Here is a 13,005-nt window from a genome sequence, read left to right on the forward strand (position 1 = left end):
CAACTAAAAACTGATAACTGATAACTGATAACTGATTACCAAGGACTTCCAATCATTGTAAATCCTGACCAATAATAGGGATGGGATAGGCTGGTAATATTTGTTCCTGCGAGATCAGGAGGGAGAGGAATTGTGCCAAAGCTGGTAATTAATTGATCATTTTCGAGGCGAGTTTTTTCTTGAATCATATCAATTTGGGCAGTTTGTAACGCAATGGCTTTAATGGGAGCTTGTTTTAAATCTTGATAAAATTCACTCATTAATGCTAACGTTCCTTGGTCGCTCACATACCATAAACTGGCTAAAGCTGATTTAACCCCGGCTTGCACTGCTAACCCCGCAAATCCTAATTCTGAACGTCGATCTCCTAAAGCGGTTCGACAAGCACTTAAAGTTAACAATTCTACCGTTGGATTATCTAAATTTAAGCTGGGTAATTCTGTTAGGGGTAATTTTTCATCCCATAATTGAATATAAGAATTACTGGGAGATCCCGCTTTAAAATCAGCGTGAGTGGCTAAATGAATCACGTCAAAATTAGATAAGCGACGTTGGGATTTCAAATTTTCGAGGGTGAATCTTTCGTTTAAAAATTCTTCACCGGGCCAAATATCAATAATATTTTCTAATTCGACGGGAACCGCAGGTAAAGGATTTTGTTGTTGAAATTGACTCGCTCCCATTGCTAAGACTTCGGCTTCACCAATGGGTTGATATCGAAAGTCAATTAAACTGGTACTAGGAATTAAACTAATCGCATATTTTTCGATTAAAAATTGCTGACCATCCCATAATGCTGCGATGGGTAAACTGCGTAAACCGGGGTCGAGGGAAAAAAGAATTGTAGAAACCCCTAATTTTTGTAAATCGTCTGCTATGGGTTGAATCATCCATTCATAAAGTTGTTGAGCCGGAGCTTGATAACTCACAGTATTACGTTTTCGGGGGTTAGTAATTTCGGTTTGGAGTTCTCGAACAACAGGAAATAATTTTTCTCGTGTCGCTTCAGGAACACTATGTCGCAACGGTTCACCGGAGGAAGGAACCACAATAATTTCTAATTGGTCTTCACGGGAAACCATATAAACAATCGCATAAACTTGTTGGGTTTTTAGTTCCAATTCTTTTAAGCGTTGTTGAACTTCTAAACGGTCTAATAAAGTGGATTTCACTCCTAAATATTGTTCAAATTCTTGATTTCTAAATTGTTCTAGCAGGAGAATACTAGAATCTAAATTATTGGATTGAAAGGCAATTTCTGTGGTTGATAACAGTTCTTGCGGAAGAAAAGAATTAGTCGGATTATTAATAAATTCAGAAGTAATTTCATCTTGTTGTTCCTCTTGATTAGGAGGAATTGATATATTTTGTTGAATAATAACTCCGGTATTCCCCTGGGTGGGATTTTGACTGGGAGGAATATTCGGCGCGTCATCGGTTTGAATCGCAATATTTCCTAATGTAAATGAACCCTCAAAGCTTTGCGGGGGAAGAATGCTAAAATCACCCGTTGTAATCGTGGCGGTGGTTCCATTGATAGTTAAGTTACCTTTGATTTCAAAGGAGGCGACGGGGGGATTGAGTGGCCCGCCAGCATGGCGAATAGTGATCGAACCGCTACCCAAACGACCAGCAGTGGAGATACTGGCGGTTCCCGTTGGGGAAAATAAGGTGGGGAAGGAACCAGTAGCACGGAAGTAGCCTTGCGTTGATTCAACAAAAACGTTACCACCACGACCATTGGGGGATTCTGCATTAATATATTCAACCTGGACATCGTTGATGGGGTCGAGGAAGACGTTACCTCCTTGGGTTTGGCCTTGGGTGTTTATTTGTCCGGTCGTAATACTGGTTTGTGCATTGACACTAATGTTACCGCCAGTTAAGCCTGATGTCAGTATATTTCCCGTTGTAACAGTTCCAATAGGGCTACTTAGGGAGATCTCCCCACCCTGACTATTGGGAGATGAACTATTCAGGCTGTTGGTGGTAATATTCCCTTGAGGGGTATTTAAGGTGATCTCCCCAGCGTTAGCATTGGGGGATGAAGTGTTGAGAGAATTAACCGTAATATTTCCGTTGCGACTGTTAAATATGATACCCTGAGAAGCCGTAATGTCACGGGTATTAATGTCGTTAGTGGCTGTAATTGCAACCGTACTATTACTGAGGATATTGCCCGTTAGGGTAACAATATTACTCGCATTAATATTAAGTCCCCCTGACCCTACGGTAATGGGAGCATTGGCTTGGACGGTTCTGGCGGTAATGCCTAAACCGTTGAGGGGTGCTTCGGAATTAAAGGTATCTAAATTTACATCATTGTTTCCGGCATCGAGGGTTAAATTTCCTTGACCTGTTAGGGTTGAGCCGAGGAAGTTAATCGCCCCGTTACCAATACTGGTGTTTAATGTAACTTGATTTCCAGCAACGTTTGCGGTATTTACGGAAGAGAAATCGAGTCCACTGCTGGTGTAGATATCGCCAAACAGGTTAACGGCGTTTGCTTGTTGGAAAATTAATCCGCTTACGGGGTTATTATTATTACCAACGGTATTCAGAGAAACAGTTCCACTTCCTGCATTAAGAGTTAGGGTTTGGGAACCTGTTATCGGACTATTATTAAATAGAATATCGCCATTATTGGCGGCGGTATTAATACTGATATTATTGGCGAGTTGGGTTCCTCCTGAAGCATTACTAAAATCAACACTATTATTAGCCGTTAAATTGCCTTGTAGGGTTGTTAGTCCAGTAGTATTGACTTGTAAACTAGAGAGGGGGTTACTATCACCAACCGTTGAGAACGTAAGATTACCACTTCCAGCGTTAACGGTTAAATTGCTATTCCCATTGACCGGAAAATTAAAACTAATATTTCCACTGCTATTACTACCAGATGAAGTTAGGGTAATATTGGGGGATACGAGTTGAACGGGACTATTATATTGTTGTTGACTTCCAACCCCATTATTTGCAGAGGTATTGATATCGCTATTTAAAATAATTGGATTATTTTGAGTATTCAGGGTGAGGGTTCCGGCTTGACCGTTATTGGTACTGGTATTAACGCCGCCTAAGTTGAGAGTTCCTGGGGTATTAATAGTAATAGCACCGCCATTATTTTCGGAACTGGTATTGAGAGTTCCGGGGTTTGTTGTAATATTTCCGTTGGAACTATTGAGGGTAATAGGTTGACCGTTGGTGGTGATATTCCCCGTTACAATATTATTAGTTGCGGTAATTTGAATTTCACTGCTATTTGTGGTGGTAATATCTTGGGGAAGGGTGACAGTATCACTGGAATTAATGATAAAATCTCCGGTATTAACGGTAATGGGAGAGGTACTATTAACGGTTCCAGCCGTAATATCTAATCCGCCAACGGTTACGCTATTATTAAATTGGATATTTCCGGTTCCCGCTTGCAATGTTAAACCGTTATTATCAGCAGGAATACTATTAACCGTATTGTTAAAGGTAATATTCCCACTTCCCGATGTTCCAGAAGTATTGATATTAACAGGTTGAGTAACTTCAACGGGGTTATTAAAGGTTACATTACTCCCAGTTCCGTTATTTCCAGAGGTATTAATATTTCCGGTTAACGCAATAGTTTCACCACTAACATTTAGGGTTCCCGCTTGGTTGGTTTGGGTACTGGTGTTAATTTCACCGACAGAGACGCGCCATGGCGCGTCTGTACTTGTCGTCATATTAATATCACCACCATCGCTATTCGTTGAACTGGTATTTAAGGTTCCTAAACTGCTATCAATATTTCCGGTATTACTATTGAGGTTAATATCTTGACCTTGGGTAGTTAGGTCAGCCGTAGTAATATTATTTTCAGCATTAATATTAATCGTTCCGGTTTGGCTTGTGGTGATAGGTGCAGTTAAATTAACACTTCCACTACTATTAAGATTAACCCCTCCTGCGTCAACAGTAATAGCAGCATTACTATTCATATCTCCACTATTAACAGTTAACCCATTCAGGGTATTCGTTCCACCTATTGTTTCATTAACGCTAACCGTTCCCGTCCCGGCTTGAATGGTTAAATTAGAATTTCCTGGTGTATTACTATCAACGGTATTATTAAAAGTAACATCTCCACTTCCTGCGGTTCCCGATGTGGTTAAAGTAACGGTATCCCCATCTAAAATAACCGGAGAATTAAACGTAATATTATTACCCGACCCAATAGTCGCAGACGTATCAATATTATTGGTTAACGTGATACTATTTCCGGCGAGAGTCAAGGTTCCAGCTTGAGAAGTTCCTAAATTAGATTCAGTTCGGGTTGTTATTTCACCAACGGTTAAATTTTGAGCCGCATTCAGGTTAATTTCTCCCCCATCTTCGGTGGTAGAACTACTATTAAGAATACCCGCCGTTGTATTAATATTTCCCGTATTACTGGTGAGCGCAATTCGTTCTCCATTACTAATAATATCCGTTGTGGTAATGTCTCCCTCGGCGATAACATCTACGGGACTATTATTATTCGTTGTCACCGTATCGTTAAAGGTAACATCTTCCGTTGCGGTAATATTAATTCCGCCATTCTCAATATTAACCGGGGACTGAGTAACAACAGTTCCGCTATTTATCGTTAAAGTTTGTAGAGGAACGTTATCGCCGACCGCTTGATTAAAATTAACATCTCCTTCTCCCGTTTCTAGGGTTAAACTATTATTACCACGACCCCCATTTACGGTTCCATTAAAGGTGACATTACCACTACTATTGTTTCCCGTTGTTGTTATCGTTACGTTATCCTGCGGAATAACAACATTAGCATTAAAATTAATGTCACTTCCCTGACCTTGGGTTGCAGAAGTATTAATATCTCCGGTTAAACTAATGGTATTATTTCCCGATGTAATATCCAGAGTTCCCCCTTGACTATTACTCGAACTAGAGGTGGTACTGGTATTAATTTCTCCTAACGTAACCGTTCCCGATGCGTTGATAATTTGGTTCCCGCCATTATTATTACTAGACCCACTCTCTAAAATCCCGTTTTGGGTATTAATGTCACCGTTACTACTGGTTAACGTAATGGTTTCACCCTCAGTAATAATATCCTGAGTTGTAATATTTTCCGTTGCTAAAATATTGACAATTCCGCCATTATTCGCTAAAATATCAGCTAAATTAACCGCTCCACTGGCATTAATGGTTAATCCAGAAGTAGCAATATTAATCGGTGCGATACTATTAATATTACCCCCCGTTATCGTTAAACCATTCAGGGGGTTTATATTCCCCACACTATCATTAAAACTGACCGTTCCCGTTCCCGCTTGCAGAATTAAACTATTGCTTCCCGGTGTAGTTCCATTAACAGTATTATTAAAAATAATATTTCCACTACTGGTACTCCCTACAGTATTCAAAGTAGTGGTGGGTTGGGTCAGTTGAACAGGTGCAGAAATCGTAATATTATTGCCTTGACCTGTGGTTGCTGAAGCATTAATATTATTAGTAATTGTTACCGTATTATTCGCAGAAGTTAGGGTGACACTTCCCGCTTGAGTATTACCAGAATTTGCAGTTGTGCTGGAATTAATACTCGCAATAGTAATATTACCCGCCGCATCAATAGTAACAGTTCCCCCATTCCCAACAGCCGAACTACTATCCAGAGTTCCAGAACTACTATTAATATTTCCTCCACTACTGCTGAGATTAATTGCACCCCCTGAATTGGTTAAGGAACTGATGAATAAATCCTGATTTCCTGATATAGTAATCCTTCCTGAACCTGTGGTTGTAATGGGGGTATTATCTCCAATAATAACACTGCTGGTATTCTCACCATTATTCACCCCATCGATTAAAATTGACCCCGTATTGGTTTGAATTTGACTACCCTGAAAAATTCCTATCCCTTCACTATCGGGAACCGCAGCACCACGACCTTGTACATTAATATCCCCACTGCTTAAACTATTAATTTGTGCCGCATTAATTAAAAGAATGCCATTACTATCTCCCCCAGTGCCATTCCCAGTTCCACTTAAATTAATGGTTCCTGTTCCTGATGAAGTTAGCAAACTATTTCCTAATAAAATACCCTGTCCGTTAAACGGTGCTGTACTCACTCCTGTTAAATTGAGATTTCCGTTACTAACCTGAAGAATAGGGTTATCGAGAATAAAAATACCTTGACTATTGGTGGTAGGACTACTACTTCCAATTAAGGTAATATTTCCTGTTGTTTTTGCGCTAAGGTTTGCATCTCCAAATAAGGAAATCCCATGACTCCCACTCCCTGTGGCATTACTTAATCCATCTAAACTAATATTACCAATTCCACTAGAAATAATTTCACCTCCCCCCCCAATAAAAATCCCCGGACTTGTATTTGCACCTCGTCCTAAACCCTGAATTGAAACATCTCCATCCAGAGTTTGTATTTGTCCATTAGCAATAAAAATTCCCTCGCTATTATTCCCCTCACCACTCACCCCGGATAGATTAATTCTTCCAGTTCCAGCCGAAAAAATAAGTCCGTTATTTAATATAGAAATTCCATCATTATTATCCCCCGTAGCGTTATTATTGCCGCGCAAATCAATAATTCCGGTTCCCGTTGAAGCAATATTACTCTCACTGACATAAATTCCCACACTCCCATCACTTCCGGCGGTAGTTCCTGTCAGTTGAATAGTGCCATCAACGGTTAAAATCTGGCTTTGGTTTAAATTAACCCCAAAACTATTTAAGCCATTGTCACTACTTCCGATTAAGCTAATATTTCCTGTTGTACTTTGTAAGGTAGAATTATTATCGAGTAAAATTCCAATATTATTGGTTTGACTGCCTTGACTATTCCCAATAATATTAATATTGCCTGCGTCTGAATTAATGGTAGATTGTTGTAACCATACCCCCATATTGGTATCAGTTTGTGCGCCACTGGTTCCCGTTAAGGTAACATTTCCATTGGCAGAATTTAAGCTACTATTGGTTAATAAAATCCCATGATTAAAGGGTAAGTTATCAACGGCAATTCCCTCAAGGTTAATATTTCCTCCCAGGGTATTCAGTTGACTATTATCTATCAAAACTCCAGACCGAAACGTAGGATTTCCTCGACCTGTTGCGGTGAAATCTCCTCCGTTTGTATCAATTATAGCATTCCGAATAAAAACAGAACCATTATTATTATTATCAAAATCTGCATTAAAATTAAGGCTTAATTGATCAACATCACCGGGATTACTATCAGTAATTGTTTGTCCGTCTAAAATAATATTTCCGGCTGCATTTAACGTTAAACTTCGTTCTCCACCGATACCATTAAAATTTAAGGAAGTCTGAAACGTAATATTTCCCTCTTGGGAATTGTTGCCCACATCTCCCGTTTCTACAACAACATTTCCTTCGCTTAAGGCAGACTGTAATAGAAATACGCTTAACCGAGCATTATCATTACTGGTATTAAATAATAAGTCATTGGGTGGTAAAGGATTTGCATTTATGTTTGTATTTCCCCCGGTATCATCGACAATATCAATATTATTCGGGTCAAGTAACCACGTTCCTCCTAACCCGAATGGTGCTGCAATATCGGGTGTTGTGTTAATGTCTAAAATACCGCGACTACTGGTTTCAACAAATCCGCCATTGCCATTTTGTGTTCCCCCCCGAACTTGAATTAAACCATAAACTTGAGTTAAATCTTCAGACCAAACAATAACTTTACCGCCATTTCCTGTTTCTAAAGCATTTGCATTGATAAAAGAATCGGAACTAATAAAGGTTTTTGCAGATGTGGGGAAATCACCTAATCCTTTATAGTCTCCCCCAATTAAAATTGTACCTCCTCCGGTTAACCCCGATGCGTCTAAGATACTATTAATTAGTCCGATTTTTTCTCCCGCTAATTGAAGATTTCCCCCGGTTTGGGTGGGAGAACTCACATCAATTCTTCCTGACAAAATAGTAGTTCCGGGTTCAGTAGGAACCGCAACCCCCGAAGCCGTTAAAATCACCTGTCCCTGTTCATTGACTTTTACTTGATTAGCATTTCCTGAGTTTCCTCCCGTTAATAATTCGGGTAAGGATAGCGGAGTAAAACCGGGGGAATTTTGAGGAATATCTGAGGTTAATTCTAAATTTAATAAATGTCCATCTTGGGAAATTCTAACTAAATTTTCCCCCCTCACCGCAGCAATGGTAATTTCTCCCCCTGGTGCGGATATTGTTCCGGTATTGAGAACCGTTCCCGCTAATAAGGTAATATTTTCTCCGGGGGAAACGGTGAGATTTCCTAAATTAACTAAACTCCCTGGATTTCCAGAATTAAAGACAAAATCCCTAGGAGTTCCAACTAAAGTTTGCCATTGATTTTCCCCTAATGCTTGAAACCAATTCTGATTCCCAAATCCAATAGAGCTTGCTGTTGTTGCGGTAAAAGCAGCAGGAATATTTAAACTGGCGTTTTCCCCAAAGACAATTCCGGCAGGATTGATTAAAAATAGGTTAGAATTTCCGCCAGTTACTTGAATTAACCCATTAATAAAAGAAGCGTCTCCCCCGGTGACTCGTCCTAAGATATTTTGAATCGTAGGATTAGAAATAAAATTGAGAATTTCTCCTTGAGATAATCCCAACTTTTCAAAACTATGAAATAAATTTGCACCGTCTCCCGATAAACGGCCCCCATTAATATTAAACTGATTTCCTTGAGGCGTAACTTGGGTTCCGGTTCCATCCTGGGCGGGAATAATTTGGGCTGTTATCGTAGAAGGAAATAGGCAAATGAAGAGGGTTGCAGGAAAAATAATCCGGGTCGTGAACAAAACCGGAATTCGCTGGAATAGTTGCAAGTTGAAGCCACCCGTTTGTTTGCGAGTCATATCTTAAGCCAATCCAGAGAAACCTGGATACATCCTATTCTAATTTGGAGGAAGTGGCAACTATTGATCTTGATCAAAAATCATAAATTTTTATAAAAGGATGTCATTTTTCCTGTAGACTAAAATCATGAACTAAATCCTTTCTCATCATCAATGAATCAACAACAACAGCAAGTCACTTTAAACGAGTCTGTCGCCACAACAGACTTAGCCACTTTGCGACAATGGCTACTAGATTTATTGTGTCAGTTAGCCTACAAAGAAGGAGATTTTGTCCTCTCTTCAGGTCAACAGAGTTCCTATTATATTAATTGTAAACAAGTCACTCTCCACCCTCAAGGCGCTTTAGCCATCGGCCGTTTATTATTAGCAATGTTACCCGAAAATACCCAAGCCGTCGCCGGATTAACCCTGGGTGCTGACCCGATTGTCTCGGCGGTGAGTGTGGTTTCAGCCTATGAAAACCGACCCGTTTTTGCTTTAATTATTCGTAAAGAAGCCAAAGGACACGGAACCCAAGCTTATATTGAGGGGCCAACCTTAACCCCCGGAACTCCAGTGGTGGTTTTAGAAGATGTGGTGACAACGGGACAGTCGGCGATGAAAGCCGTTAAACGCCTCCAAGATGCGGGTTATGCGGTAAATCATATTATTGCCTTAGTAGACCGACAACAGGGAGGAGGTGAACTCTACGCGGCGGAAGGCTTAGAATTTCATCGCTTATTTACGATTGATGACTTAAAAGCCCATAATGCTATCAACAACACAGCAAAAATGTGATATCCTCCTGATATTTCTAATTTTGCGACATACCATCCCTTCCCAAAAATTATCGATGAATAGCAAACATTTAATCGGGCCTGGATTTGCGCTGCTGTTAGGTACAGTGTTCCTGGGGGCTGCGGTTGCTAAGGAACTTACCGCAGACGAGAAAACAGTGGTTTGTAAACTCAAAGAAGTGATTAAGGAGGCGGGAAGAGACGGTTATGAATTGGCATTTTGGCCCGTTGTTCGTAAGGGGCCACCGAAAGCCAACGCCCCTTTAACAATGCGGCTTGATCCTTCTATAGAATATTTATTTGTTGGCTATTGTGACGAAAATTGTAGCGACGTTAATTTAAGTGTGAAAACCCTCGACGGGAAAGTTTTACAGTCGGAGAAAGATACCTTATCGGTCATGACTTTTAAACCCCCCGAATTCAAAGATTATGAACTTAATCTCAATATGGCCACCTGTAGTGCTAAAGACGGCTGTGTTTACGGAATTGGGATATTAGCACCCAAAGGAGTTAAAGTTCCCCATGCTCCAGCTTTACCCAAAGAAATCGCTCAATTTGAGTTTTGTAAATAAGCCCAGGGCTGTTTCCTTGTTTCTCTTCAAGAAAATTGTATGACATGGCGCGTCTCTACATGGCGCGTCTCTACTAAATTTTTATTCCCTGTTCCCTGTTCCCTGTTCCCTGTTCCCTGCTATATGATAGATTTTTTCTAATTCCTCTAAAATAACATCTGTAATAATTTGAGTTCGATAACGGCAAGCATGGGTTTCTGTAGAAGTAAAGGTTCCATTTTCCCAATATTTGTTACTTCCTGCGCCACCCCCACAAACTCCGAAATATTGACAGGTTTGCCGACATTTTTCTACCCCTGCTTTCATATCGTGATAAATTTTATGGAATTTTTCTGTCTCACAAACCGACTCCAAACTATCGGTTAATACATGACCTAAAATAAAATCTCCATAGTCTTTGGTTTTAACCGATAATAATTCCGGGTCAAACGTTGAAAAATTCCCTTGATAATCAACACTGACAATTACAAAGGGAGAATTCATATCGGTTTTATCTAAACGACAATCATTATAAATAACGCTACCGAGGTTTTCAAATTCTCGGATTTTAAATTGTCCTTGGTTTTCGGCGGTTAAATCCCAGATTCGCTTAATAAAGGCTTTATATCGGTTTTCAAGTTCTCGGTTGGCTAGGGAAGAAGATTGATGAACCCCTTCTGTTTCTTCTAAATTAAACCCCACATCAGTCAGGTTATTTTCGATAAAAAAGTTAAAGATTTCATCGGGATAATCTAAAGATTGTTCGGTGAGGACAGCAATAATATAAACCGGAATATCATTTTTTTGTAATAGTGAAATTCCCCGCATCGTACTTTCATGACTTCCAGTTCCTTTGCGGGTTTTACGATGAGCATCATGGATAAAATCAGGGCCATCAAGACTCACTCCAACTAACACATCATGTTTTTTAAATAAATCACACCATTTTTGATTAATTAAGGTGGCATTGGTTTGAATAGATTGCCAAATTTTATAGGATTTAGAATTATACTTTTGATTCGCTTCTGCAATTAATTCAAAAGCTGCTTCATAAAAAGAAATCGGAACAGCGAGAGGTTCTCCCGCGTGCCAACAGACGCTAAAATCATGCTGTACAAATGGACTCGTTAGAATTGTTTTAAAAATCGGCTCAATTAAATCTAAAGATAATTGATTTTTTTGTTCTCGATTAGGTAAATAACAATAATCACAATCTAAATTACAAAAGGATGTTGTTTGTAGAACAACTAAATTAATCGGCCCAAAATCAGTAATATTAAAATCGGAAATCATACCAAAAATATAAAATGAAACCGAGTACAATCGCAATTCAGTAAACAGGCTAAGATTGAACACCCTAGCCCTAATTTCCTAAACTCTAACGGCGATTAAAGAAACCGCCCCCCCCATCAGCCCAACCTCCACCACCACGACCATTTACCCAACCTCCACCACCACGACCATTTACCCAACCTCGACCGTTACCATTAGCCCAACCTAGGCCAATGCCGATATTTGGGGGTAATTGTGCAGATTCAGAGAGTTGTTCTTGTTGAGCTTTCACCGTAGCCGATAACCGAGACAACCGTTGTTCAATAGTGGTCATAGATTGTTCAGAAGATGGAGATATAGATGCAGTTTTAGCTTCTGCGACAGCAACATTTAAAGCTGAAAGAGATAAAATAAAACCGACAAATCCGGTAGCTGTTTGAATTTTCATATCGTTGTGTTTACTGGGTGCTCTATTTTCCGGTCAATCTATTTTCTGTCAGGATTATATCTCATATTGCAAGAGCTTGCTATAATCTTACCATTATTATCCAGCAGGTTAACCTAATTTGAGGCGTATCCATGATTAAAAAAACAGTGTTGACGGTATTAATGAGTTTAGGATTAACTTTGGGTTTTTCCTTAACAAGCCATGCAGAAACAGTTTTAGAACGGGCGGCGCGGACAGGAACTTTAACCGTTGGAACTTTAACGGAAGCCGTTCCTTTATCTTATGTGAATGATAAAGGTCAATTAGTCGGTTATTCGGTAGATTTAGTGAATTTAATTAAAGCACGAGTTGAAGAACAATTGGGACGCTCAATTCAAATTGATTTTGTCACAATCACCCCTGAAAACGTAATGCCGAAGATGCAGGGGGAAGAAATTGATTTAGCTTGTAATGTTGGTTTTACTTGGAATCGGGATTTATTTGTTGATTTCTCTGTACCTTTAGCCAGAAGTGGTACAACCCTTTTATTAAAAGCAGGAAGTAGTTTAGGTTCTCCCGAATCTTTACAAGGTAAACGCATTGGTGTGTTACCTAAAACGATTGCAGAACAGGTGATTAAATTGGTTCAACCCAATGCAACATTTGTTTCAATTTCTACCTTGGAAGAAGGATTTAAAGCCGTTGCTTCAGGGAGTATTGATGCCTTAGCATCCGATATGATTGCTTTAGAAGGATATCGTCAAACTGTCAGCCAACCGAATGCGTTTATGACCACCGTTAATCAACCTTATAATCGAGAAGGAATTGCCTGTATCGTTCCTGAAAATAACTCTAAATTCTTGGATATTGTCAACTATTCAATTATCCGACTCATGCAAGGTTATCTTGATGGAGAAGCGAGTTCTGTTGAAATTGTTAATCGTTGGTTTGGCCCCCAGGGAATTATAACTGTTGACCCCAAGTTAATTCAAGACTATTTTACAGAGGTCGTTAACTCCAGAGAACAAATTCGGATTAGTAAATAATACAGAAAAACCTAAGACTTAATAGGGGGTTAAATAGGGATTACCCCCTATCCT

At 39.6% G+C, this 13,005-nt stretch carries 6 protein-coding genes; 3 read left to right on the top strand and 3 right to left on the bottom strand.

Annotated elements, in window-relative coordinates:
* Nucleotides 1–35: 35 nt before the first annotated feature.
* Nucleotides 36–8,876 (bottom strand): CHAT domain-containing protein, encoded by an 8,841-nt coding sequence (locus PL9214_RS22445; RefSeq protein WP_072721069.1) that lies wholly within the window; start codon nucleotides 8,874–8,876, stop codon nucleotides 36–38.
* A gap of 153 nt (nucleotides 8,877–9,029) precedes the next feature.
* Here PL9214_RS22445 and pyrE point away from each other — a divergent pair, with 153 nt between their 5' ends.
* Nucleotides 9,030–9,656 (top strand): orotate phosphoribosyltransferase, encoded by a 627-nt coding sequence (gene pyrE / locus PL9214_RS22450; RefSeq protein WP_072721071.1) that lies wholly within the window; start codon nucleotides 9,030–9,032, stop codon nucleotides 9,654–9,656.
* Nucleotides 9,628–10,227, top strand: coding sequence for a hypothetical protein (locus tag PL9214_RS22455; RefSeq protein WP_245824336.1), 600 nt, complete (start codon nucleotides 9,628–9,630; stop codon nucleotides 10,225–10,227). Before pyrE ends, PL9214_RS22455 begins: the two co-directional genes overlap by 29 nt.
* 81 nt (nucleotides 10,228–10,308) lie before the next feature.
* Here the strand turns inward: PL9214_RS22455 and grrM are convergent, their stop codons facing one another.
* Both grrM and grrA read right to left on the bottom strand, forming a co-directional pair.
* Nucleotides 10,309–11,499, bottom strand: a complete 1,191-nt coding sequence (gene grrM, locus PL9214_RS22460; protein ID WP_072721072.1) for a cyclophane-forming radical SAM/SPASM peptide maturase GrrM/OscB — start codon at nucleotides 11,497–11,499, stop codon at nucleotides 10,309–10,311.
* Nucleotides 11,500–11,584: 85 nt separating this feature from the next.
* On the bottom strand, nucleotides 11,585–11,926 hold the full coding sequence (gene grrA, locus PL9214_RS22465; protein WP_072721074.1) for a GrrA/OscA1 family cyclophane-containing rSAM-modified RiPP: 342 nt from the start codon (nucleotides 11,924–11,926) through the stop codon (nucleotides 11,585–11,587).
* Nucleotides 11,927–12,057: 131 nt separating this feature from the next.
* On the opposite strand from grrA, the gene grrP reads away from it, so the two are divergent.
* Nucleotides 12,058–12,951, top strand: coding sequence for an extracellular substrate binding-like orphan protein GrrP (gene grrP, locus PL9214_RS22470; RefSeq protein WP_072721075.1), 894 nt, complete (start codon nucleotides 12,058–12,060; stop codon nucleotides 12,949–12,951).
* Nucleotides 12,952–13,005 lie beyond the last annotated feature (54 nt).

Origin of the sequence: Planktothrix tepida PCC 9214 (assembly GCF_900009145.1) — a bacterium.
Classification (GTDB): Bacteria; Cyanobacteriota; Cyanobacteriia; order Cyanobacteriales; family Microcoleaceae; genus Planktothrix; species Planktothrix tepida.

Coding starts and splice junctions, on each gene's coding strand:
- pyrE (WP_072721071.1), top strand. CDS start 9,030: ATGAATCAACAACAACAGCAAGTCACTTTAAACGAGTCTGTCGCCACA.
- PL9214_RS22455 (WP_245824336.1), top strand. CDS start 9,628: ATGCTATCAACAACACAGCAAAAATGTGATATCCTCCTGATATTTCTA.
- grrM (WP_072721072.1), bottom strand. CDS start 11,499: ATGATTTCCGATTTTAATATTACTGATTTTGGGCCGATTAATTTAGTT.
- grrA (WP_072721074.1), bottom strand. CDS start 11,926: ATGAAAATTCAAACAGCTACCGGATTTGTCGGTTTTATTTTATCTCTT.
- PL9214_RS22445 (WP_072721069.1), bottom strand. CDS start 8,876: ATGACTCGCAAACAAACGGGTGGCTTCAACTTGCAACTATTCCAGCGA.
- grrP (WP_072721075.1), top strand. CDS start 12,058: ATGATTAAAAAAACAGTGTTGACGGTATTAATGAGTTTAGGATTAACT.